At 69.2% G+C, this 21,752-nt stretch carries 23 protein-coding genes; 12 read left to right on the top strand and 11 right to left on the bottom strand.

Features of this window, described 5'->3' with window-relative positions; all coding sequences use genetic code 11:
* Positions 1 to 16 precede the first annotated feature (16 nt).
* The 3 genes from ACSMFO_RS25835 to ACSMFO_RS25825 form a co-directional block, all read right to left on the bottom strand.
* Complete coding sequence (locus ACSMFO_RS25835) at positions 17 to 829, bottom strand: hypothetical protein (RefSeq protein ID WP_436460808.1); 813 nt, start codon at positions 827 to 829, stop codon at positions 17 to 19.
* A 104-nt stretch (positions 830 to 933) separates the two neighbouring features.
* A complete protein-coding gene (locus tag ACSMFO_RS25830) occupies positions 934 to 1,851 on the bottom strand; it encodes a hypothetical protein (RefSeq protein ID WP_073846809.1) in 918 nt (305 codons plus the stop codon).
* Positions 1,852 to 1,860: 9 nt separating this feature from the next.
* The gene (locus ACSMFO_RS25825; protein WP_037343410.1) at positions 1,861 to 2,475 is read right to left on the bottom strand and encodes a TetR/AcrR family transcriptional regulator; all 615 of its coding nucleotides are present in this window, start codon (positions 2,473 to 2,475) and stop codon (positions 1,861 to 1,863) included.
* A gap of 104 nt (positions 2,476 to 2,579) precedes the next feature.
* Here ACSMFO_RS25825 and ACSMFO_RS25820 point away from each other — a divergent pair, with 104 nt between their 5' ends.
* Both ACSMFO_RS25820 and ACSMFO_RS25815 read left to right on the top strand, forming a co-directional pair.
* Positions 2,580 to 3,731, top strand: a complete 1,152-nt coding sequence (locus ACSMFO_RS25820; RefSeq protein ID WP_073847167.1) for an acyl-CoA dehydrogenase family protein — start codon at positions 2,580 to 2,582, stop codon at positions 3,729 to 3,731.
* Positions 3,732 to 3,760: 29 nt separating this feature from the next.
* Positions 3,761 to 4,909 (top strand): CaiB/BaiF CoA transferase family protein, encoded by a 1,149-nt coding sequence (locus ACSMFO_RS25815; protein ID WP_037343411.1) that lies wholly within the window; start codon positions 3,761 to 3,763, stop codon positions 4,907 to 4,909.
* Between the two features lie 74 nt (positions 4,910 to 4,983).
* On the opposite strand, the gene ACSMFO_RS25810 is transcribed toward ACSMFO_RS25815, so the two are convergent.
* On the bottom strand, positions 4,984 to 5,508 hold the full coding sequence (locus ACSMFO_RS25810; protein WP_038516115.1) for a GNAT family N-acetyltransferase: 525 nt from the start codon (positions 5,506 to 5,508) through the stop codon (positions 4,984 to 4,986).
* 10 nt (positions 5,509 to 5,518) lie between these two features.
* Entirely contained in the window at positions 5,519 to 6,304 is a 786-nt protein-coding gene (locus tag ACSMFO_RS25805; protein ID WP_436460807.1) for a crotonase/enoyl-CoA hydratase family protein, read from the bottom strand.
* Between the two features lie 133 nt (positions 6,305 to 6,437).
* On the opposite strand from ACSMFO_RS25805, the gene ACSMFO_RS25800 reads away from it, so the two are divergent.
* From ACSMFO_RS25800 to ACSMFO_RS25780, 5 genes are all read left to right on the top strand, one after another.
* Positions 6,438 to 6,593 (top strand): hypothetical protein, encoded by a 156-nt coding sequence (locus tag ACSMFO_RS25800; protein WP_162182762.1) that lies wholly within the window; start codon positions 6,438 to 6,440, stop codon positions 6,591 to 6,593.
* 352 nt (positions 6,594 to 6,945) lie between these two features.
* Positions 6,946 to 7,428, top strand: coding sequence for a helix-turn-helix transcriptional regulator (locus ACSMFO_RS25795; protein WP_400937976.1), 483 nt, complete (start codon positions 6,946 to 6,948; stop codon positions 7,426 to 7,428).
* A 131-nt stretch (positions 7,429 to 7,559) separates the two neighbouring features.
* Positions 7,560 to 8,444 (top strand): lytic transglycosylase domain-containing protein, encoded by an 885-nt coding sequence (locus ACSMFO_RS25790; RefSeq protein ID WP_436460806.1) that lies wholly within the window; start codon positions 7,560 to 7,562, stop codon positions 8,442 to 8,444.
* Positions 8,445 to 8,887: 443 nt separating this feature from the next.
* A complete protein-coding gene (locus ACSMFO_RS25785; protein WP_037343419.1) occupies positions 8,888 to 9,259 on the top strand; it encodes a hypothetical protein in 372 nt (123 codons plus the stop codon).
* Between the two features lie 23 nt (positions 9,260 to 9,282).
* Positions 9,283 to 9,636: a DUF3817 domain-containing protein gene (locus tag ACSMFO_RS25780; protein ID WP_436460805.1), complete on the top strand. Its 354-nt coding sequence runs from the start codon at positions 9,283 to 9,285 to the stop codon at positions 9,634 to 9,636.
* Here the strand turns inward: ACSMFO_RS25780 and ACSMFO_RS25775 are convergent.
* Positions 9,633 to 11,054, bottom strand: a complete 1,422-nt coding sequence (locus ACSMFO_RS25775) for an MFS transporter (RefSeq protein ID WP_436460804.1) — start codon at positions 11,052 to 11,054, stop codon at positions 9,633 to 9,635. The two genes, ACSMFO_RS25780 and ACSMFO_RS25775, sit on opposite strands and share 4 nt — an antisense overlap.
* A 137-nt stretch (positions 11,055 to 11,191) precedes the next feature.
* On the opposite strand from ACSMFO_RS25775, the gene ACSMFO_RS25770 reads away from it, so the two are divergent.
* Complete coding sequence (locus tag ACSMFO_RS25770) at positions 11,192 to 11,761, top strand: TetR/AcrR family transcriptional regulator (protein ID WP_436460803.1); 570 nt, start codon at positions 11,192 to 11,194, stop codon at positions 11,759 to 11,761.
* 58 nt (positions 11,762 to 11,819) lie between these two features.
* On the opposite strand, the gene ACSMFO_RS25765 is transcribed toward ACSMFO_RS25770, so the two are convergent.
* Entirely contained in the window at positions 11,820 to 13,394 is a 1,575-nt protein-coding gene (locus ACSMFO_RS25765) for a solute symporter family protein (RefSeq protein ID WP_360128120.1), read from the bottom strand.
* Complete coding sequence (locus ACSMFO_RS25760; protein ID WP_436460802.1) at positions 13,391 to 13,819, bottom strand: DUF485 domain-containing protein; 429 nt, start codon at positions 13,817 to 13,819, stop codon at positions 13,391 to 13,393. The genes ACSMFO_RS25765 and ACSMFO_RS25760 overlap by 4 nt, the downstream gene beginning before the upstream one ends.
* 978 nt (positions 13,820 to 14,797) lie before the next feature.
* Here ACSMFO_RS25760 and ACSMFO_RS25755 point away from each other — a divergent pair.
* The 4 genes from ACSMFO_RS25755 to ACSMFO_RS25740 are packed head-to-tail and all read left to right on the top strand — an operon-like array spanning position 14,798 to position 20,009.
* Positions 14,798 to 18,214 (top strand): nitrate- and nitrite sensing domain-containing protein, encoded by a 3,417-nt coding sequence (locus ACSMFO_RS25755; protein ID WP_436460852.1) that lies wholly within the window; start codon positions 14,798 to 14,800, stop codon positions 18,212 to 18,214.
* Entirely contained in the window at positions 18,211 to 18,663 is a 453-nt protein-coding gene (locus tag ACSMFO_RS25750; protein ID WP_005166055.1) for a roadblock/LC7 domain-containing protein, read from the top strand. The genes ACSMFO_RS25755 and ACSMFO_RS25750 overlap by 4 nt, the downstream gene beginning before the upstream one ends.
* A 7-nt stretch (positions 18,664 to 18,670) precedes the next feature.
* The gene (locus ACSMFO_RS25745; protein WP_436460801.1) at positions 18,671 to 19,417 is read left to right on the top strand and encodes a DUF742 domain-containing protein; all 747 of its coding nucleotides are present in this window, start codon (positions 18,671 to 18,673) and stop codon (positions 19,415 to 19,417) included.
* A gap of 28 nt (positions 19,418 to 19,445) precedes the next feature.
* On the top strand, positions 19,446 to 20,009 hold the full coding sequence (locus tag ACSMFO_RS25740) for a GTP-binding protein (protein ID WP_007033694.1): 564 nt from the start codon (positions 19,446 to 19,448) through the stop codon (positions 20,007 to 20,009).
* 37 nt (positions 20,010 to 20,046) lie between these two features.
* Here ACSMFO_RS25740 and ACSMFO_RS25735 read toward each other — a convergent pair whose 3' ends face one another.
* The 3 genes from ACSMFO_RS25735 to ACSMFO_RS25725 form a co-directional block, all read right to left on the bottom strand.
* A complete protein-coding gene (locus ACSMFO_RS25735) occupies positions 20,047 to 20,604 on the bottom strand; it encodes a dihydrofolate reductase family protein (RefSeq protein WP_436460800.1) in 558 nt (185 codons plus the stop codon).
* 143 nt (positions 20,605 to 20,747) lie between these two features.
* Positions 20,748 to 21,401 carry a DUF899 domain-containing protein gene (locus ACSMFO_RS25730; protein WP_436460799.1) on the bottom strand — a complete coding sequence of 218 codons (654 nt, stop codon included), beginning with the start codon at positions 21,399 to 21,401 and terminating at the stop codon, positions 20,748 to 20,750.
* Positions 21,394 to 21,732 (bottom strand): ArsR/SmtB family transcription factor, encoded by a 339-nt coding sequence (locus ACSMFO_RS25725; protein ID WP_436460798.1) that lies wholly within the window; start codon positions 21,730 to 21,732, stop codon positions 21,394 to 21,396. Before ACSMFO_RS25725 ends, ACSMFO_RS25730 begins: the two co-directional genes overlap by 8 nt.
* Between the last annotated feature and the right edge of the window lie 20 nt (positions 21,733 to 21,752).

The following is a 21,752-nucleotide window of genomic DNA, read 5'->3' as shown; positions in this document are numbered from 1 at the left end:
CTGATATGAATAAGTTTCACATATTATCGGGGCGTGGCGGGTTGTCCGGGGACGGGCGAAGGATGTCCTGCTGCTGCAACGCGGACCCCGCGGGTGGGGTCGGAGGAGACGGCGGCTCATAGGGCTGAGGCTGCTGTTGCTGCGGATACTGCTGCTGGGGGGCGCCGGGCGCGTAAGGCGGGTACGCCACCGGGTAAGGGGCCTGCCGGGGCGGCGCCGGTTCACGCCGGTTGGCCACGATCGCCAGCCCGATGGTGAGCAACGCCACGAGCCCGCCCGCGAGCAGGATCCAGAAACCGCTGCCGGTCCCATAACGCGAGACGAAGCGGCCGGTGTCCTGTCCGAAGCTCAGGCTCGCCGAGATGTCCATGCCGAGCATCCAGACACCGATCGCGGTCCCCGCCCCGCCGGCGACCAGCAGCGTCCTCGACGTCGTCGCGGCGATGGAGGTCGAACTCCGCCGGTACGCGGCGAAACCCACCGCGGCCCCCGCGAACAGCGTCAGCGCGGTGGCCGACAGCGGGATGCCATAGCGGGCGACATGTGTCTTGTCGTAGAACTCCTTCTCCTCGGTCGAAGGTTCGATGTCGAAGGTCCGCGTCCAGCCGGTTTCGGCGAGCTTCGTCACCGGCTTGCCCTCGGAAAGCTGTTCGTACGTCGACTGCGGGAGAAAAGTCGCGAGAAGGACCAGCAGACCGGCGAAAACCCCCATCATCGCGGCGAAAAGGCGGGGGAGCCGGGCGTCGGACGGCGGGCGCGGCGCGGCGACGGGCGGGATTGCGCTGAACGGGCCAGTCGGTTGGTATGGCTGCTGCTGCGGCGCGCTCATGATCGGCTCCTCCGCCGGTTTTTGGTGGCCAGCAAGGAATTCCACCATGAATCGGCCGAGGAGATAAGTGTCACCTGTGCTCTGGTCAACGGCTTTCGCGCGTGCTACGACGGGAGTTTCGGCCAGGCCGTGGCCGCCAGCGCCCTGGCGACGCCGCACGCGTCCGGCGCCCGCACGGCGAGAACGGCGTGCTCGACCTGATCCCGGCTCGCGTCCGGGCCGCCGATGTGGCCGGTCAGAATCGTGCAGCCGTCGCCGGCCTCCTGCACCAAAGACCTGTGCCCGCCCACCGTTTCCTCGCGGACGCCCGCCGCGGCCTTCGGGCGCGGGCCGAGGCCGAACTCCAGTCGCACGAGCCGTTCCGCGTCCTCCTCGCCCCAGCGGCAGGAATGCCGGGACAGGTCGCCTTTCCCGGTGACAGCGGCGCCCAGCCGGGCGGAGATCTCGGCATCGGACCACATGGCGGTGCAGGCGGTCAGCCGTGCCAGGGAATCGCCGCGGTAGTCGAGATGTTTCGCCCGCTTGCCGGCGGCGAGGGCCCTGGCGGCGGTTTCGGCGGTTTTCGTCGCCACGGCGAGCGCGTCGGGTCCGGCGCCTTCGCGGGACTCGAAGAACGTGCCGATGCGCAAGGAGGTGTCGTCGGCGAAGAGCAAGTGGAGGACGGGCTGCCCTTGGAGGTCCGTGCGGACCACACGCAGGCCACGGGGGAGCGAGGGCTCGCCGACCGGGGCGGCGCCGGTGAGACGTTCGTTCGCCCGGTCGTCCGGGAAACCGAAGCTGACCAGGGTCCTCCCGGTCTGGAACGAGCAGGCGCCCATGCTGGGCATCGGGACCGACACCAGCCGTTGGGTCTTCTCGATCTCGGCGAAGTCCAGCAGGCCGCAGAAGTCCACGGTCGTGGGATCGCCGAGCGCTTCATGGAGTGTCAAGGGACTCGAAGGCAAAGGTTCCGGTGCGGCTGCGCATCCGGCGAGCATCAGGACGGCGGCGGACAGCGCGGCGAACACCCTCGGTCTCCCCATGGGCGAAGCCTACGGTGAAGTGTCCTCGTACAACATGACCGCGACGCGCTTCCACTCGTCGAGCAATTGCCGCCGCCGCTGGGGATCGCCGCCGAGTTCGGCGTCCAGCGCCAGCCCTCGGGTGAGGTTCACGGTCAGCCAGAAGAGGATCTCCGCGCGCTCCTTCGGGAGATCGCCGGCGACGGCGGTGACGTGCTCCAGCGTCGAGCGGCCCAGTGCCCGGTCGACCGGGCGGATCGCCTCGCGGAGTTCGGGGTCGGTGCGCGCCGCGACCCACAGTTCCGTGGCGGCCGTGGAGAGCGTGCCCGAGTAGCCCTCCCAAAGCAGGTCGATCGCCGCCGCGACGCCCGAGGCGCCGCCGGGGAGCGCCGAAATCGACGTCGCGAGGCGTCCGCGCAACTTCTCCGTCAGATGCTCGACGGCCGCGGCCATGAGTTCGGCCTTCGCGGAGAAGTGATGCTGCACGGCGCCCTTCGAGACACCTGCGCGAGCACAGATCTCCTGCACCGAGGTGCGCGCGTAGCCGAGGTCGACGAGGCAGTCGATGGTCGCGTCGAGCAGCGCGGTGCGGGTCTGCTCCCGACGCTCGGCCTGGGTGCGGTGGGTCCTGCCGAGCACACTCACCGGATCCGACCCCCTTTACGTGCAGCTCGGTACGGATGTACATTCCGAATGGAACTTACATCCTAAGCGTCATGTTTTCCAGGTCCGATCAGGAGGCGTTGGCCGTGCCCTTGCAGATCCAGAAGAGTTCGTGGAGCACGACGGAGCTCGAAGACCTCCGGGACCTCGCCCGGACCTTCTGCCAGAAGGAACTCGCGCCGAACCAGGAGCGCTGGGCGGCCGAGAAGAAGGTCGACCGCGAGCTGTGGACGAAGGCGGGCGAGGTCGGCCTGCTGGCACTGTCCATCCCGGAGGAATACGGCGGTGGCGGCGGCACGTTCGCCCACGAGGCCGTGCTCTACGAGGAGCAGGCGCGGTCCGGTGACAGCGCCTGGGGCGTGACCGTCCACAATGGAATCGTCGCGCACTACATCCTGGAGTACGCGAACGAAGAGCAGAAGAAGGCGTGGCTGCCGAAGTTCGCCTCCGGCGAGATGGTCGGCGCGGTCGCGATGACCGAACCCGGCACGGGTTCGGACCTGCAGGGCATCAAGACCCGCGCGGTGCGCGACGGCGACCACTACGTGATCAACGGCGCGAAGACGTTCATCACCAACGGTTTCCACGCCGACCTCGTCGTCGTCGCGGTGAAGACCGACCCGGACGCGGGCGCGCAGGGTGTCTCGCTGATCGCCGTCGAGACCGACACGCCGGGCTTCAGCCGCGGCCGCGTCCTCGACAAGATCGGCCTCAAGGGCCAGGACACCGCGGAGCTGAACTTCGACGACGTCCGCGTCCCCGTCGCCAACCTCCTCGGCGCGCAGGAAGGTCTCGGCTTCATCCAGCTCATGCAGCAGCTGCCGCAGGAACGGCTGATCATCGCGGTCACCGCGGTCGCCGGGATGGAGGCCGCGATCGACCAGACCATCGCCTACACCAAGGACCGCCAGGCCTTCGGCCGCCCGGTCTACAACTTCCAGAACACCAAGTTCAAACTCGCCGAGGCCGCGACCGAGGCCGCGGTGTCCCGCGCCTTCCTCGACCAGTGCATCGAACGGCATCTGCGCAAGGAACTCGACGTGCAGGGCGCGGCGATGGCGAAGCTGTGGACCACCGAACGGGTCAACAAGGTCGTCGACGACTGCCTGCAGCTCTTCGGCGGCTACGGCTACATGACCGAGTACCCGATCGCGCGCGCGTGGGCCGACATCCGGATCTCCCGGATCTTCGGCGGCACCAGCGAGATCATGAAGGAAATCATCTCCCGCACGCTCTGAGCGGAACCGTTGGCGTAGGAAGGAAGAACGTGGCGAAGAAGGCCGGCCCGCTGAGCGGGCTCAAGGTCGTCGAACTGGCCGGGCTCGCCCCGGCGCCGTTCGCCTGCACGATCCTCGCCGATCTCGGCGCGGAGGTCGTCCGGATCGACCGGGCGACACCGGGCAACGACGTCATCGGGTTCCCGAACGATCCGCTCGCGCGTGGCAGGCGGTCGATCGGGATCAACACCAAGACCCCGGAGGGGGTCGAACTGGTGCTGAAACTCGCCGACGACGCCGACGTGCTCATCGAGGGTTTCCGTCCCGGCGTCGCCGAGCGGATGGGCATCGGACCGGAACAGGTCCACGCCCGCAACCCGCGGCTGGTCTACGGCCGGATGACCGGCTACGGCCAGGACGGCCCGCTGGCGACCGTCGCCGGGCACGACATCAACTACATCGGCATCTCCGGCGCGCTCGAACCCATCGGGCACGCCGGGCAGCGGCCGGTGGTGCCGCTCAACCTCGTCGGTGACTTCGGCGGCGGTGGCCTCCTGCTCGCGATGGGGGTGCTGGCGGCGCTGTTCGAACGCCAGACGTCGGGCAAGGGGCAGGTGGTCGACGCGTCCATGGTGGACGGTGCGGCGCTGCTGACCACCAGCCTGCACGGGCTGCTGGATTCCGGGCTGTGGTCCGGCGGGCGCGGCGAGAACATGCTCGACGGCGGCGCGCCGTTCTACGACACCTACGAGACCGCCGACGGCAAGTACGTCGCCATCGGCGCGATCGAGATGCGGTTCTGGGGCGATCTGGTGAAGGTGCTCGGGCTCGACCCCGAGGAGACCCCGGTCCACGTCGACAAGAACGAGTGGCCGAAGCTGCGCAAGATCGTCGCCGAGGCCGTCGCGAAGCACACTCGCGACGAGCTCGTGGCGAAGGCGGAGGGCACCGACGCGTGCCTGACGGCGGTGCTCTCCCCGAAGGAGGCGCCGTCGCATCCGCACAACGTCGCGCGCAAGACGTTCGTCGACGTCGGCGGCATGCTGCAGCCGGCGCCCGCGCCGAGGTTCGACCGCACGCCGGCCGAGACGCCGGAACCGCCGCGGCCCAAGGGCGGCGACACCGCCGAGGTCCTCGCCGAACTCGGCGTGGACGCCGACGGGATCGAACGGCTCAGGGCCGCGGGCACCATCGCGTGAGCTGAAGGCTCCCTTCGCCGCATGAGACGCGACGAAAGCGTCCTTCACCGCGTCTCATGCGGTGAAGGACGCTTTCAGCCCACGTCGAGGTCCGAGCGCAGTACCGAATAGAGGACGTGGTCGCGCCAGGCCCCGTCCCGGAACCCGTAGCCGCGCAGCACGCCCTCCCTGGTGAAGCCCGCCTTCACCAGGGAGCGCTGCTCGGCGACGTTGTCGACCTCCGTCGACGCTTCGACCCGGTTCATCTGCGTGTGCGCGAAGAGGTAGCGGACCAGCAGGCGCTGCGCCTCGGTCCCGTAGCCGTGGCCGCGTGCCTCGGGGATGAGCACGAGCCCGGCGTTCCAGCAGTACGACGTCGAGCCGGTCCTGGTCTTGTGCCACGACACGAAACCGAGCCGCTGCCCGTCGAGGTCGATCATCAGCATCCCGTTGTCCGCCGCGAGCATGCCGGTCTCCGACCAGCGGCGGCGCAGGAAATGCGGGTCGTGCCAGCCGTGCCACTCGAACGGGCCCGCGGCCCGGGGGTCGTTCGTGAGCGCTTCGAGCATCGGCAGGTCTTCTTCGGACACCGGTCTGAGCGCGACTCCGGTTTCTGTCATCCGACAGACATTAGGGCCGAGGGGCGTCGAAACTGCCGTGACGCCCCGCGCCGTCACTGAACCGGCTGGCACCCGCGACAGCCTCTTCGGCAAGTCCTCCGCCGATCAGCGCGTTCGAGAACTCGGCCCGCATCGCCTCGTCTTCGGTGAGCCCGTACTGGCCGTACGCGGACTTGCGATCCGCACGCAGACACGCCTGGGGGAACGCGGCCAGTTCGCGTGCGAGCGCTTGCGCGGCGGCCAAGGCCTCGCCGTCCGGCACGACCCGGTTCGCAAGTCCGATGGCGAGCGCCTCGTCGGCGTCGACCGGCCTGCCGGTGAGGATCAGGTCCATCGCCCGCGAGTGGCCGATCAGGCGGGGGAGGCGCACCGTGCCGCCGTCGATGAGCGGCACGCCCCAGCGGCGGCAGAAGACGCCGAAGACGGCCGTGGTGTCGGCGACCCGCAGGTCGCACCACAGCGCCAGTTCCAGCCCGCCCGCGACGGCGTGCCCCCGGACCGCGGCGATCACCGGCTTCGACAGGGCCATGCGCGTCGGGCCCATCGGCCCGTCACCCGCCGGACTGAGGGAGTTGGTGCGGCCGGTGCCGACGGCCTTCAGATCGGCTCCGGCGCAGAAGGCGTCACCCGAACCGGTGAGGACGGCGACCGCGGCTTCCTCGTCCGTGTCGAACGCGCGGAACGCGTCCGCCAGCGCGGCCGCGGTCGGCCCGTCCACCGCGTTGCGGGACGCGGGGCGGTTCAGCGTGATCGTCGTCACCGGCCCTTCCCGGTGGACGAGAACGTTTTCGCTCATCGATCGCTCCCTCAGGCGAATACGGGTGGGCAACGGGGCCCGATTCTCCTTAAAGTGGTGACAAAGTCCGCAGTGCGCGCGGAGTCATCGTCTGGACACTACGGTGTGATGGGATGGAGCCATGTCGCCCGGCTTGAAGAAATTCGTTGTGATCGCCGTCGTCGCGCTCGTGCTCTTCTTTCTGATCAGCAGGCCGACGCAATCCGCCGATGCCGTCCACACCGCGCTCGGCTGGCTCCGGTCCGGTGCCGAAGCCATCGTGACCTTCGTCCGGAGCCTCTTCTCCTGACCCTCGTCCCGTGATCACCGGTGTCCTCGGCGACGCCGGTGATCACCGTGCGCAGCCACCTGCGGTTATCACTCAGTGTCACCCGTCTCGGATTTCGGTCGGACGACTCGACCATCCGGGTGGATTGCCCCCGAAAACCCGCTGGTCGACGAATTCGTGCCCTGGAAGCTCTGGCGGAAAAGACCTCCGCGCCCCTACGGTGCTCACATTGCGTGATCGGTTGGTCCTCCAGGCGCCGGAGCCGGCCTCCTGGGCGAGGAGTTTCCGCAGGTGCAAGCCCCAGGGCAGCGGGAACTTCCAGCCGGGCAAGTAAGTCAGGACTTGTCAGTCGGGGAATCATGAGGAGGCAGGGATGACCGGAGATCCCGGAGTCGATGCGTTGATCCGGCAGTGGGCGGCCGAGCGTGAGCAGACCCCCGAGGAGCAGGAGGCCGACCGCATCGCGTCGGCGTGGCTGGCCGACGTGCCCAGGCAGGCTCCCGGAATCCCCGGCCAGCGTCAGCAGTCCGGTCAGGCGCGCTGGGCGCCGGTCGAGGCCGCCGACCCCGGTTACCTCGACGCCATGCGCCGCCGGCTCCCCGAGGTCCCGGACGACCTGCTCGTCGCGGCCGCGGGCTGGTGGCAGATGGTGGGCGGCGTCGCCGAGGCCGAAGCCTGGTGGGACGCCGGTCTGAGCCCGCTCGACCAGCGCGCCCTCGACTACCGCGCGGCCGGGCTCGCCCCATCCGACCTGAGCCGCCGTCTCGGCCCGATGACCGTTTTGCAGCACCTTCGCCGCGGCAGCGCCCCGGCCTGGTGCGTCGCGCGGCTGGCGAGGCAGCAGAAGTCCGCCTGATGAGAACTTCTCGCACGCGCGGGTGAACCGGCGTGGCAAGGGCGATCTCGGCTACCGCGTAACGCTAACCTGCGCGGGCTCGTTGTTCGAGCATCGGTCGTGATCGCCGCCCACGCTGGAGGACTCGCTTCGTGCGCACCACCCCGGAAAACGACGAGCTCGTCGACGACCCGGCCACGCCCGCTCCGCCACGCCGCGGGGTGGGCGCCGCCGTGTTCGGCAGGCTGGTGATCGTGCTGGCCGTGCTCAGCCTCGCCGGGGGCGGGATCTGGCTGGTGACCAAGGCGTCGGCCCCGGTCGCGAGCCCCACGACGATGGAGATCCCCGCGCTGCAGGTCAAGGCGGCGGACGTCAAACCCGGTTCGGTCGCCCCGGTCAACGCCACCCTCGCGGGTGGTGCCGCCCAGCAGACCTCGCCCCAGCAGGCGCAGCCGAAACCGGGCAAGGACCCGCTGACCGCCTGGACCGAGCGGGCGGCCCAGGCCACCGGCATCCCGGCCAGGGCGCTGCTCGCCTACGGCAACGCCGAACTGGCGATGCGCCAGATGCAGCCCACCTGCAAGATCTCGTGGGCGACCCTGGCGGGCATCGGCCGGATCGAGTCGAACCACGGCCAGTACGGCGGCGCCGTCCTCGGCCAGGACGGACGGCCGTCGAAGCCCATCATCGGCGTCCCGCTCGACGGGTCGCCCGGGGTGAAGGCGATCGGCGACACCGACGGCGGTCAGTTCGACGGCGACGCGGCCGTCGACCGCGCGGTCGGCCCCATGCAGTTCATCCCCAGCACCTGGCGCCGGTACGCCGCCGACGGCAACCGCGACGGCGTCGGCGACCCGCAGCAGATCGACGACGCGACGCTGGCGGCGGCGCGCTACCTGTGCGTGAACAACCGCGACATGTCGGCCGCCTCGGGGTGGTGGCAGGGAATCCTTTCGTACAACAACTCGACCGAGTACGCGCAGAAGGTCTTCGGGCTGGCGGACGGCTACGCGAAGTCCGTGGCCGCCGCCTCGTGAGTGGTGAGGACGGTTAGGGCCAATCCTGTCCTCTGTGCTTGCGGTCGGGTACCTGGGTGCCGCCTTGACCGGGGTTGCGAAAGCCACTTTCGCAACGTTGAAGGTTGCGAAAGTGGCTTTCGCGACACACCTCCAGAACCTTCACGGACCGAAGCACCCTTGGTCATTGAGGGGGTAAGTCCGGTTCCGCGGGGGGCGTGAGTGGCAAAGAGGGTTAGAACGAGCATCGCCACTCACGACCTCGGGTCGAAGGCTCCCTTGGCCGCGTCGGACGCGGCCAAGGGAGCTTTCACCCCGGCGGAGGCCTCGAGCACGAACACGACACGTTTGACTTGCCCCTCACTAGAACCGTCCTTACCACTCACGAGACCGGACCCGGGACCAAGGTCCCGAGCGCCCAGGTCGGCGACGATTCACCGCGCACCCAGTGCTAGCGTCGCTGTGTGTCCGCTTCGCCCGTCCTCCTGCGCCGCCTCGGCATCGCCGTCGTCTGCCTGGTGAGCCTGGCGCTGTGCTGCGGGCTCGCCTGGTGGCAGTGGGAGCGGTTCTCCTCGGCCAGCGGGACGTTCCAGAACCTCGGCTACGTCCTGCAGTGGCCGCTGTTCGGGCTGTTCCCCGCGTTCATGTTCTGGCGGATCCGCAAGCTCCGCCGCCGCGCCGCCGAGGCCGACGCCCAGGAGACGGTGGCCGAGACCGCCGTGCCCGAGGTGCCGGCGCCCCGGCAGCGGCGTGCCCCGGTGCCGCCGCCCCCCGAGGACGACGAGCTCGCCGCGTACAACAGGTACCTGCGCGAACTCAACGCCCGCGACAAGTAGTCCCCAGAGAGGTTCGAGACCCTATGACCACCCGAACTGACGACGCCGCCCCGGCCCGCCCGGTCTCGCTGGGCGGACCGCTGATCCGGTTCCGCGTCGCGGCGTACGCCACCGGTGTGGCCCTCCTCGGGCTGGTCGTCGAGATGCTGCTGCAGTACGTCTTCCGCGTGGAACTTCCCCGGTTCGTGAAGATGATCCCCATGGTCCACGGCGGGCTCTACCTGATCTACCTGCTGCTCGCGGTCGACCTCGCGATCAAGGCCCGCTGGTCGATGAAGGGCACCTTGCTCGTGCTGATCGCCGGCTGCATCCCGTTCTTCTCGTTCGTGATGGAGCGCAAGGTCACGCACAAGGTCCAGGCGGGCGCGAAGCTCTAAGCCCGGCGCCGGAAGGTCAGCGCCACCAGGAAGGACAGCGCCGTCACCACGGCGGCGACGGTGAAGGCCGCGGTCATCCCGTCGACGGTGGTCTCGGCCGGGCTTCCGGCCGGGGTCCGGGTCACCGCGCCGAACACGGTGATCAGGATCGCCAGTCCCAAGGTCGCCCCGACCTGCTGCAACGTCTGCAACGCGCCGCCCGCGGCACCCGCGTCGTCGGTGGGCACGGTCGCCATGATGATCACGCTGAGCGGGGAGAACGCCAGCCCCGCGCCCACGCCCATCAGCAGCATCGGCCCCAGCAGATGCGAGAAGTAGCCGCTGTCCGTGGCGAGCGTGGTCAGCCAGACGACCCCGCCGGTCATCAGCGCGGTCCCGGTGAGCGCGAGCGGTTTCGGCCCGAACCGGGGGAGCAGCTTCGGGATCAGCCTGCTCAACAGGAACATGCAGACCGCCATCGGCAGGAACGCGAAGCCGGTCTCCAACGCGGCGAAACCCGCGATGTCCTGCAGGAACTGGGTCAGGAAGAAGAACATCGACATCATCGCCATCGGCCCGAGGAAGAAGTTGACGTAGGCCGCGGCACGGTCGCGTTCGGCGAACAGGCGCAACGGGATCAACGGCTCGCTCACCCTGGTCTCGATGGTGACGAAGGCGGCCAGCAAGGCCAGCCCGGCGGCGAGGCTGCCGAGGGTGATCGTGTCGCCCCAGCCGTGCGAAGCGGCGTGGGTGAAGGCGAAGACGAGCGAGCCGACACCGAGGGTGCCGGTGAACGCGCAGGGAAGGTCCAGCCGGGCGCGCCGCCGCGGTGGATCGGCCACGTACCGCGAAGTGAGCAGGACGATCGCGAGCCCGAACGGGACGTTGATGTACAGCGCCGCCCGCCACGAGATCCATTCGGTCAGCAGCCCGCCGAGCAGCAGGCCGATCGCGAAACCGCTGCTGGACATCGCGGAGAACAACGCCAGCGCGCGCACCCGCGCCTTGGCTTCGGTGAACGTGCTGGTGATCAGCGCCAGCGTGCTCGGCCCGGCGAGCGCGGCGCCGACGCCCTGCGCGACCCGGGCGGCGATCAGCAGTTCCGCCGAACCGGCGAGGCCGCCGAGCAGGGAGGCGGCGGTGAACACGGCCGCGCCGGCGACGAAGGTCCGGCGACGGCCGAACAGGTCGCCCGCCCGGCCGCCGAGCAGCAGCAAGCCGCCGAAGACCAGGCTGTACGCCGTCATCACCCAGGACAGGCCGGTGTCGGTGAAGCCCAGTTCGGACTGGATGCGGGGGAGCGCGACGTTCATCACCGTCGCGTCGAGGATGAGCATGAGCTGGCAGGTCAGGATGATCGGGAGGACCAGCCGATGCGGAGGTGGTGGGGACCCGGCCGTCTCCGGCCTAGGCTCGGCACGCAGGGTTCGTTCGGTCAAGGAATACTCCGAAGACGTAACGAGATGAAGCGGAGAGACTCTCCACTTGAGGTCGTGAGCGATGATATGGAGACAGTCTCCGCTTACGCAAGTGAATTCGGAGAACGTCTCCGTTTTCGTCGCCCGAGGAGGTGCAGATGGTCACGGCCGATCCGGCCCGCCCCATGCGTGCGGACGCGCGGCGCAACTACGAGCGCATCGTGGCCGTGGCTAAGGAGGCGTTCACCGCCGACGGCGTGGACGTGCCCGCCGACGACATCGCCAAACGCGCCGGGGTCGGCGCGGGCACGTTGTACCGGCACTTCCCGACGCGCGACAAGCTGATCGAGGCCGTCTACCGCGACGAGATCGACGGGCTGGCGCAGCAGGCGTACGACCTGCTCGACGAGTTGCCGCCGGGGAAGGCGCTCGAGACGTGGCTGGCCACGCACGTCATCTACGTGGTCGAAAAGCACGGCCTCGCGATGACGCTCAAGGCGTCGGTCGACGCCGGCTCCGAGGTCTTCGGCTGGTGTCAGTCGCGGCTACGGGCCGCTTCGGACACGATCGTGAAGGCCGCCCAGGAGGAAGGCGTGCTCCGGCCCGACGTCACCGGCACCGACATCCTGCGGCTGGGCCACGGGGTGGGTTCGGCCGCGAGCAAGGCTTCGGAGGAGGACACGAAGCGGCTTCTCGCGATCGTGCTGGACGGTCTCCGGGTGCCATGAGGTCCTGGCTCGTGAGTGGCGAGGACGGTTAGAACCGTCCTCGCCACTCACGAGAGCGTCAGGAGCCGATCCCGGTGAGGGACCGCACCTCCATCTCCGCGTGCTTGACCGGATCGGCCTTCGACCGGCCGACGAAGGTGCCCACGAACCCGCACAGGAACGAGAACGGGATCGACACCAGACCCGGGTTCTTCAACGGGAACCAGTGGAAGTCGACGCCGGAGATGATCGAGTCCGCGGCACCGGACATCACCGGCGAGAAGAACACGAGCACCAGGCTGGCGATCAGCCCGCCGTAGATGCCCCACAGGGTTCCGGTGGTGTTGAAGCGTTTCCAGAACAACGAGTACAGCAGCGTCGAGAGGTTCGCCGACGCCGCGACGGCGAACGCCAGCGCCACCAGGAACGCGATGTTCTGCCCGTTCGCCAGGATGCCGCCGATGATCGCGAACGCCCCGACGGCGACCGCGGTCAGCCGCGCGACGCGGACCTCCGCGGCCGGTTCCGCCTTGCCGCGCTTGAAGATGTTGGCGTACACGTCGTGCGCGAAGGACGCCGAAGCGGTGATCGTCAGCCCGGCGACGACGGCGAGGATGGTCGCGAAGGCCACCGCCGAGACGATGCCGAGCAGGAGGGTGCCGCCGATGTTCAGCGCGAGCAGCGGCGCCGCCGAGTTCTCCCCGCCGGGCGCGTTCTTGATCGTCTCCGGGCCGACCAGCGCGGCCGCGCCGAAGCCGATGACCAGCGTGCAGAGGTAGAAGATCGTCATGCACGCGGTCGCCCACACCACCGAGCGGCGCGCCTCGCGCGAGTTCGGCACCGTGTAGAAGCGCATCAGCACGTGCGGAAGCGCGGCGGCGCCCAGGACCAGTGCCAGCGCCAGCGAGACGAAGTCGAGCTTCGTGACCTCGCTCTTGCCGTAGGAACCGCCCGGCTCCAGCAGTTCGTCGCCGAGCGGGCTGTTGTCGGCGGCGGCCGAGAGCAGGTTCGAGAAGCTGAAACCGAACTTGCCGAACAGGAACACGGTGATCAGCGCACCGGTCAGCAGCAGGATGGTCGCCTTGATGATCTGCACCCACGTGGTGCCCTTCATCCCGCCGACCAGCACGTACAGCACCATGATCACGCCGACGACGCCGATCACGAGCGCCTGGCCGATACCGCCGTGGATGTCCAGCAGCAGCGCCACCAGGCCACCGGCGCCCGCCATCTGCGCGAGCATGTAGAAGAAGGAGATCACCAGGGTCGACGTCGCGGCCGCGGCGCGGACCGGGCGCTGCTTCATCCGGAAGCTCAGCACGTCGCCCATGGTGAAGCGGCCGGTGTTGCGCAGCAGTTCCGCGATCAGCAGCAGGTCGACCATCCACGCGACGAGGAACCCGATCGAGTACAGGAACCCGTCGTAGCCGTGGATCGCGATCGCGCCGGCGATCCCGAGGAACGACGCCGCCGAAAGGAAGTCACCCGACAGGGCGATGCCGTTCTGGCGTCCGGTGAAGGCGCTGCCCGCCGCGTAGTAGTCCGAAGTGGAGGAGTTGCGCGTGCTGACGCGGTACACCACGTACAGGGTGATCGCGACGAACAGCGCGAAGACCGCGATGTTCAGCACCGGGTTGTTGTCGGGGATGCTCATCGCTCACCCGCTCCGACGGAGGCACGCAGCGCCTCGACCTTGGGGTCGAGCCGCTTGTTCGCGAACTTCAGGTAGGCGATCGTGATCAGGATCGTGCTGGCGAACTGGCCGAGCCCGAGCAGGATGCCGACGTTGACCTCGCCCCACACCTTCCGGCTCATGAAGTCGTGGGCGTAGGCCGCCAGCAGCACGAACGTCATGTACCAGGTGAAGAACAGCACGCTCATCGGGAACACGAACCGCCGGAAGGTCTTGCGCAGCGCGACGAACTCCTTGCCGTGCTGGATCCGGTCGAAGTCCGGGCCGACCGGGCGCGGTGGCGGGGGAGCGGACTGGCGCTGGCGCTCGCGGACGAACAGCGCGGGCATCTGCCCGGTGTCCTCCAGGGCGTTGCTCGCCGCGTAGGGACGCGCGACGTCGGGCATGGGTTCCTCCGGGGCTTGCATCCGTGGCGCGGTACGGGGAGCGCACATACTAACTACGGCTTCACCCGCTCTGAATAGGCGACCCCGGTTCCGCGAAGGCGTGAGCCGGTATTCGGTTTTACCTAGTATTAGTGTTTCGGAAAATCGTTTCGGCCGGAATGAACCGGCCTTCTCACTCGTCATAGTGAGCCGAGTTGTCACGCGCGGTCGTCGCCCGAACGGCCCACTGCGGCAAACGATGGACGACGACCACGCTCTGTCGCTCAAAGTGGTGACAGATCGTAATTTTGCTACCGGCAGGCGCCGGGTTTCGATACCGTGCCCGCCATCCCGGACCGGGGAAGATCCCCCGCTTCACCGGGTGTCTCGAAAGAAATCACCATGTCGGGCGACATCGAACCGGCTTGGGCGGCAAGGCCACAACATCGGGCACATATTTGGGCTTGACCCACCCGTTGGGGGCACGGAAAGTAGTTCGACCGGGCGACGCGGCTACCGTACGTAGGCTGATCGGGTGATTAGGACACCCTGTGCATCCGCGCAACCCGTAACCGGAATTCCCTCGTTTGTGACGCACGGGCGGTTTTCGGGCCCCGCGGATCGTTCGGAAGCACACTTTTCGCTGGTCAGCACCCGTGTACTGAACGGAATTGACGGCACCCGGATTGGTGTACGATTCTTTGGCCCGGCCGACCCGCAGTGATCGATTGGCAAAGAAAAGTTGATCTCGACGACCATGCACTTCGCAGGTTGCGACCTGCACGTGCAGGTGCAAGACCTCCCGGCACGGACCGGTGTTCCTGGGGACACTGGGAGCGCCAGGATCGCCGGACGAGGTCCTTCACGTCGCGATCGATCACGTGGTCAGGCCGGGGTCGAGTTTCCCGCAGGCAGGTACCTCGCGGGAACGGACGCCTCAGACCGTGCCAGGACGCCGGACAGGGAGTCACCTACGTGACCGTTGCAGGAGAAGGCCAAGTGCCGGTCGGGGAGCTGCTGGGACGCACTCCCCGGCCATCTCGGTGGGCCACCGGCTGGCGCACGCTCGTGCGCTGGCGGGACTGGAGCCTGCCGGTGAAGCTGTCGGCCGTGACGCTGGTGCCGATCCTCATCGCGCTGGCACTGGGCATCGCCACCATCGCCGGCCAGGTCGGCCGTTCCGACGGCTACCAGCGGCTCGACCGCCTCGTCGCGCTGAGCGGGCACATCCGCACCCTCGCCGACGGCCTCGGCCGCGAACGCACCCAGTCCGCCGCCGGGCTGACCGCCGGCACCGTCGGCGGGACCCTGGAGCTCGGCTCGGCCCGCGCCGACGTCGACACCGCCATCCCGCTCTACGGTGCCGCCGCGTCCCGGGCGGTGGAGAACGAGCCGTCGCTCCGTCAGGCGCGTGAAGCCGCGGCCGCCCAGCTCGACCGGCTGCCCGACATCCGGCAGCGGGCGTCCTCCGGCCAGCTCGACCCCGTCCAGGCGATCGGCGAGTACACCGAGGTGACCACCGCGCTGCTCGCCCTCGACACCGCGCTGGCGGCAGGCGCCAGCCAGGACGACCTCGGCGGCACCCCGACGGCGCTGCACGACCTCGCCGTGATGAAGGAACAACTGTCGCTGAGCCAGGCGCTGGTCTCCTTCGGCATCGCGCGGTCGAGCCTCGCGCCGAGCGAGCTCGACCAGCTGCGCACCGCCGAACTCCGGCTGACCGACCGGCTCACCGACTTCCGCGCCGCCGCGTCGGAACGGCAGCGCCAGGAGTTCGGCGCCGCCGTCACCGACCAGGCGATGGAAAACCGTGACAGGCTGGCGAAAACCGCGCTCGGCGAGCAGGGAACCCCGTCGGTGCAAGCGTTCCGCACGTTGTCCGCGCAGGGCTGGACCGACGCGTCGACCGCGGTGATCGGCAAGGTCGGCGAGGTCGCGAACAAATTCGGCGCCGAGACGAGCGCGGTGTCGGCCGAACTGGTCGACGACGCCAGCAGCGGCGCGGGTCTGCTCGCGGTCCTGCTGTTCGGCGCGATGGTGCTCGCCGTCGCCGTCGTCTTCCTCATCACCCGCCAGCTGCTGCGTTCGCTGAAGGTGTTGCGCGCCAGCGCACTCGACGTCGCCGAGAAGCAGCTGCCCGACGCGGTCCGCAACATCCAGGAGGGTCGTTCGCAGGGCACCGACGTGCGGCCGGTCCCGGTCGGCAGCGACGACGAGATCGGCGAGGTCGCCAGGGCCTTCGACAAGGTGCACCACCAGGCGCTGCGCCTGGCCACCGAGCAGGCCTCGATGCGCACCGGCTACAGCAATGTGTTCGTCAACCTCTCCCGCCGCAGCCAGAGCCTCGTGCAGCGGCAGCTGCAGCTGATCGAGCGGCTGGAGCGCGACGAAGAGGACGCCGATCAGCTGGCCACGCTGTTCCAGCTGGACCACCTCGCCACCCGGATGCGCCGCAACAACGAGAACCTGATGGTCCTCTCCGGCGCCGAGCCGGGCAGGCGGTCCGGCCAGCCCGTCTCCGCGACCGACGTCGTGCGCGCGGCGGTGTCCGAGATCGAGCAGTACCAACGGGTCACCGTGCAGAACCCGCCGCCGGTGCGGCTGGTCGGGTACGCGGCCAACGACCTGATGCGCCTGATCGCCGAACTCCTGGACAACGCCACGGCGTTCTCCGCGCCGGAGACCCAGGTGACCGTCGCGACCAGGCTCGTCGAAGACGGCTCGTTCGGCATCGACATCCTCGACAAGGGCATCGGCATGAACGAGGCCGAGGTCGCCGAGGCCAACGCCCGGCTCACCGAAGCCCCCAACGTCGACCTCACCACTTCGCGCCGGATGGGCCTGTTCGTCGTCGGACGACTGGCCAGCAGGCACCGCATCGGGGTCTCGCTGCACGGCGGCAAGGACATCGTCGGCGTGCGCGCCACCGTCTCGGTCCCGGCGGATCTGGTGATGGCCCCGCCCGGGGGAGACCCCGGCCCCGCGACCGGCCCGATCACCCAGCGTCTCGCGCCGTTGCCGCCGCAGCAGCCGGGCGGCCTGCCCCGCCGCCAGCGGCCCACGAACGGTTCGCGCCCGGCGATGCCGAGCGTCCCGTCGCAGGGCGGCGAGCGGTGGCCGTCGGCAGGCGATCTGGCCGGGCACACCAAATCCGGGGTGAACGGGCACAGCCACCCCCAGGAGGCACGGCCGCCGTCCGATCTGGAGATCTCGGGGACGGCGCTGTTCAGCCCGATTCCCAGGGACGAGACGCCGCCGCCCGCGCCGGAGCCCCGCCGTCCCGAACCGGAACCCGCCGCCGAGCCCGAGCCGGTCGCCAAGGAGGCGGACAAGCCCGCCCCGGCGGACGGTGATCTGCCCAGCGGCAAGGAACTGTTCGAGGCCAAGAACAACACGACGCTGAGCGAGTGGTGGAACCAGGCGGCCACCCCGGCGCCCGCCGCACCGGCGGCGCCGACCGCGGCGCCCAAATCGGAGACGACGCCGATCTTCGACGAGATGCTCTCGGCGTGGTTCCGTTCGCCCGCGCCCGCTCCGGAAAAGCCCGCGGCGGAACCCGCGGCCAAGAAGGAGAAGCCGGGGACGAAGGAGCCCGAAGCGGAGAAGGCGGCCGAGGCCGCTCCCACCGCCGAGCAGGAGGCCCGCAACTGGGACTTCGCCAGCGACAAGGCCTTCCGCACGGTGCAGGAGGTCTCCCAGAACGCCCCGTCGACGTTCACCCAGGCCGGGTTGCCGCGTCGCCGCAAGGGCGAGCAGCTTCTGCCGGGCAGCGCGGCGTCGTCGGTCCCGGCCGCCGAACCCGCCGCCAAAGCGGAACTGCCGGTCCGCGACCCGGCGAACGTGCGCGGCCGCCTGAGCAGCTTCCAGCAGGGCGTCAAACGAGGCCGCAAGGAAGCGGCGGACAAGGCCACGCCGGCCGCCGCCGAGACGGCGACCGCCCAGCCGGACACGAAGCCCGAGCCCGCGAAGGCACCCGAGCCGTCGAAGGCACCTGAAGCGTCGAAGGCTCCCGAGCCCGTGAAGGCGCCGGAGACGGCCGAGCGTCCGGCGGCCCCGCCCGCCGCGTTGCCGAGCAGGAAACCGCAGGCAGCGAGCCCGGAACCGGACCCGGTCGCCGCCACCGAGCGGACGGACGCCTGGAACTTCGGCTCCGACGAGGGCTGGAAAGCCGCCCAAGCGGTGTCCCAGTCCGTGCCCTCGCGGATGACTTCGGCAGGATTACCCAGGCGCCGTCGCGGGGAGCAGCTGCTCCCGGGCAGCGCGGGACCGCCCGCCGGGGCGGTCACCCCCCGACCACAGCGAGACGCGCACGACGTGCGCGGTCGCCTGAGCAGTTTCCAGCAGGGCATCCAGCGCGGACGGCACCACACAGCCCAGGCGACCGAAGGCAACCACGAAACCCTGGAGGGTGAATGACCTCGCCGAACCCGGCCCAGCCCCAGCAGAACCAGTTCGGGTGGCTGGTGAACGACTTCGCCGAGCGGGTACCCGGAGTGGCGCACGCCGTGGTCGTGTCGGCGGACGGCCTCCTGCTCACCGCGTCCAGCAGGCTTCCGCTGGACCGCGCCGATCAGCTGGCCGCCGTCGCGTCCGGCCTGGTGAGCCTGACCCAGGGCGCCGCGCGCTGCTTCGAGGCGGGCGCGGTCAACGAGACCGTCGTCGAGATGGAACTCGGCATCATGGTGCTGATGTCCATCAGTGACGGCTCCTGCCTGGCCATCCTCGCCGCCCCCAACTGCGACATCGGACAGGTCGCCTACGAGATGACGATGCTCGTCGATCGCGTCGGCCAGATCCTCACCCCGGAACTCCGCGCACAATTGCAGGGCGCCGGTGGGTCGCTGATCGGCGAACCGGTGGGATGATGTCCCGATGAGCACCGGATCCGGATCCTTCGGCGAACCGCCGGGGACGGGTGAACACCAGCCTCCGCACCCGGGGGCCGCCAATGCCGCCGGTTCACGGGACGACGGCACGTTCGCCGACGTCCTCAACGGCTTCACCTTGGATTCGGGTCGTGGTCGTCGGAAGCGCAAGAAGAGCAAGCAGTCAGAGGATTCCCAGGTGGGCGGGGCACACGCCACCGGGGAACCGGCAGTCCCGCAGCCGACCGATCAAGGAGACCGCGTGACCTCACTTGCCTCTCCACCCGACAGCGGCGCAGGTGCCGTCGGGCCGAGACCAGGTGGTCTTTTCGACCCGGGCCCACCCAGCGGCGAGTTCATCATGCCCGCCGTCTTCGAGCAGGCGCCGTCGCCGCTCGAAGAGACGGCGATCGTCCGTCCCTATGCCCTCACCGGGGGCCGGACCAAGGCGAACTACGCTCTCGAGCTGGAGACCCTCATCTCCACCAAGGACCATGTCGCGGCGGGTAGCCTCCCCGCGGTGGCCGCGGACCAGATCGAGTGCGTTTCGATCATCGAGGAGTGCCGCACCCCGCGTTCGGTCGCCGAGATCGCGGCTACCCTGCGCGTACCACTGGGTGTGGCACGCGTGCTGATCAGCGACGCGGCGGACGCGGGGCTGGTCAGCGTGCACAAGACGATTTCGGGCAATGACGGCGCCGAGGCACATCTGGTGTTGATGGAAAGGGTTTTGAGTGGACTCCGTCGGCTTTAAGGCACCGCGGGAAACCGCGCCCCCGACCATGACATCCGCGAAGATCGTCGTGGCGGGTGGCTTCGGTGCGGGCAAGACGACCTTCGTCGGTTCGGTGTCGGAGATCGTCCCGCTCACCACCGAGGCGATGATGACGGACGCCAGTCGGGGGATCGACAACCTCGACCAGACGCCCAACAAATCGACCACCACGGTCGCGATGGACTTCGGCCGGGTCTCCCTGGACGCGGACCTGATCCTCTACCTGTTCGGCACGCCCGGGCAGCAGCGGTTCTGGTTCATGTGGGACGACCTCGTCCGCGGCGCGATCGGCGCCGTGGTGCTGGCCGACACGCGACGGCTGGCCGATTCGTTCGCGCCGATCGACTTCTTCGAGGACCGGGGCCTGCCCTATATCGTCGGGGTGAACACCTTCGACGGCATCCTCGAGCACGACATCAACGACGTGCGTGAAGCGCTGTCGATCGACCCCAACATCCCGATCGTCCGGTGTGACGCGCGGGAGCGGGAGTCGACGAAGCAGACGCTGATCACGCTCGTCGAGTACGCGATGCGGCAGTGGATCGCGTTGCGGGCGAGCAACGCGAGGTGATCCTGACGGCGGCAGCGTAGGGGCTGCCGCCCAGGTTTCACGCCTTTTCGTAGGTCAGCAGGACCGCGCGCCCGTCCATCGTCCGGGTTCCGGTCAGCCGCAGGTTCGTGCGCACGCCGCCGCCGAACAGCTGCTTGCCGCCGCCGAGCACCACCGGGTGCACGACGACGTGGGCCTCGTCGATCAGGCCGCGGTCCGACAGCGCGGTGGCGAGTTCGGCCCCGCCCATCAGCAGCAGATCCTTACCGGGCCTGCTTTTGAGTTCGGTGACCTGTTCGGTGAGGTCACCGCCGATCACCTCGGTGTTCCAGCCGGCCTTGTCCAGGGTCCGGGAGAACACGATCTTCGGCGTCTCGCGCCAGATCGGGGCGTACTCCAGGTCGTGCGGGTGGTCCGAGATCGTCTCGGCCTCCGGCCAGTACGACGACATCATCTCCCAGACGCGCCGCCCGTAGACGAGCGTGTCGGCGCGGCCGGTGAGTTCCTTGGAGTGGCCGGACAGGTCGGAGCCCATCTCGGCCCAGTCGAACTCGCCCTTCGGGCCTTCGATGTGGCCGTCGAGCGAGGTGTGGACGGCGTAGACGAGCTTGCGCATGGCTTGATCCCTTCGGTGTGGCGCCCGCCTCCCGGGCGCCTGACACCAAGGGGTCGGAGCGGCCGCCAGGTTCTCGACACACCTTCCCGCATTTAGTCCTCTGAATGCGCCTGGGCGCATTCAGAGGACTAAATGCGGGAGGCTCAGTACTCGTCGTGGCGCTTCCACCAGTGCCCGGGGCCGTCGGTCCCGCGGCCGTCCTCCTCCCAGGCCTCCTGCCGCCCGAACGGCGTCAGGTCCAGGTAGCGCAGCGTCCCCACCAGCTGATCCGCGCCGCGGCCGGTGGTGAAGTACGTGCGGAACACGTCGTCGCCGTCGCGCAGGAAGACGCTGACGCCGAAGCCGCCGTCGATACCGGAGTCCGGGTTGAAGGAGTCGACGGTCGAGACCCAGGGCATGGTCCAGCCCATGCGCTCCTTGTACCGCTCGATCTCGGGCAGCGTCGCCGGCGCGACCACGTACAGCGTGGTGTCGCGGGCGTGCAGATGGGCGGGGTGGCCGATGTTGTCCACGAGCATCGAGCAGCCGGGGCAGCCCGCCTTCTGCCCGGGGCCGAGCATGAAGTGGTAGACGATCAGCTGCCGCCGTCCCTCGAACAGGTCGAGGAGGGTGACCCGGCCCTGGGGCCCGTCGAACTCGTAGGTGCTGTCGAAGCGGACCATCGGCAGCCGTCGCCGCTCGGCGGCGATCGCGTCCGCCGCGCGGGTGAGCTCCTTTTCCTTGGCCAGCAACGCGTCTCGGGCGATCTGCCATTCGGCCGCCGAGACGACTTCCGGCAGGGTGACGGTCTCAGTCATTTCGTTCGCCTTTCCTCAGTTCCGCCAGGTGTTCTTCCATGCGGTCGAAACCGCCTTCCCAGAAGCGCCGGTAGCGCTCGACCCACTCGGAGACGTCGCCGAGCGGGGCGGCCTCCAGCCGGCAGGGCCGCCATTGCGCGGTCCGGCTCCGGCTGATCAAGCCCGCGCGCTCGAGGACCTTGAGGTGTTTCGAGACGGCTTGGAGGCTGACCGGAAAGGGTTCGGCCAGCTCGTTGACACTGGCCTCGCCGGTGGCGAGCCGGGCGAGGATCGCCCGCCGGGTGGGGTCCGCCAGTGCGGCGAACGTGGCGCTGAGCTGATCAGTGGTCATCGCTGCTCAATCAATCGGTT

It is taken from the genome of Amycolatopsis sp. w19, from assembly GCF_051373225.1.
Taxonomy (GTDB): Bacteria; Actinomycetota; Actinomycetes; order Mycobacteriales; family Pseudonocardiaceae; genus Amycolatopsis; species Amycolatopsis japonica.
Note: the sequence above shows the minus strand (reverse complement) of the source record. Positions and strands in the feature narration are given on the sequence as shown.

Excerpts from the sequence above, each read along its gene's own strand:
- ACSMFO_RS25835 (WP_436460808.1), bottom strand. The coding sequence starts at position 829 with ATGAGCGCGCCGCAGCAGCAGCCATACCAACCGACTGGCCCGTTCAGC.
- ACSMFO_RS25830 (WP_073846809.1), bottom strand. The coding sequence starts at position 1,851 with ATGGGGAGACCGAGGGTGTTCGCCGCGCTGTCCGCCGCCGTCCTGATG.
- ACSMFO_RS25810 (WP_038516115.1), bottom strand. The coding sequence starts at position 5,508 with ATGACAGAAACCGGAGTCGCGCTCAGACCGGTGTCCGAAGAAGACCTG.
- ACSMFO_RS25805 (WP_436460807.1), bottom strand. The coding sequence starts at position 6,304 with ATGAGCGAAAACGTTCTCGTCCACCGGGAAGGGCCGGTGACGACGATC.
- ACSMFO_RS25795 (WP_400937976.1), top strand. The coding sequence starts at position 6,946 with ATGACCGGAGATCCCGGAGTCGATGCGTTGATCCGGCAGTGGGCGGCC.
- ACSMFO_RS25780 (WP_436460805.1), top strand. The coding sequence starts at position 9,283 with ATGACCACCCGAACTGACGACGCCGCCCCGGCCCGCCCGGTCTCGCTG.
- ACSMFO_RS25770 (WP_436460803.1), top strand. The coding sequence starts at position 11,192 with ATGGTCACGGCCGATCCGGCCCGCCCCATGCGTGCGGACGCGCGGCGC.
- ACSMFO_RS25765 (WP_360128120.1), bottom strand. The coding sequence starts at position 13,394 with ATGAGCATCCCCGACAACAACCCGGTGCTGAACATCGCGGTCTTCGCG.
- ACSMFO_RS25760 (WP_436460802.1), bottom strand. The coding sequence starts at position 13,819 with ATGCCCGACGTCGCGCGTCCCTACGCGGCGAGCAACGCCCTGGAGGAC.
- ACSMFO_RS25750 (WP_005166055.1), top strand. The coding sequence starts at position 18,211 with ATGACCTCGCCGAACCCGGCCCAGCCCCAGCAGAACCAGTTCGGGTGG.
- ACSMFO_RS25745 (WP_436460801.1), top strand. The coding sequence starts at position 18,671 with ATGAGCACCGGATCCGGATCCTTCGGCGAACCGCCGGGGACGGGTGAA.
- ACSMFO_RS25740 (WP_007033694.1), top strand. The coding sequence starts at position 19,446 with ATGACATCCGCGAAGATCGTCGTGGCGGGTGGCTTCGGTGCGGGCAAG.
- ACSMFO_RS25735 (WP_436460800.1), bottom strand. The coding sequence starts at position 20,604 with ATGCGCAAGCTCGTCTACGCCGTCCACACCTCGCTCGACGGCCACATC.
- ACSMFO_RS25730 (WP_436460799.1), bottom strand. The coding sequence starts at position 21,401 with ATGACTGAGACCGTCACCCTGCCGGAAGTCGTCTCGGCGGCCGAATGG.
- ACSMFO_RS25725 (WP_436460798.1), bottom strand. The coding sequence starts at position 21,732 with ATGACCACTGATCAGCTCAGCGCCACGTTCGCCGCACTGGCGGACCCC.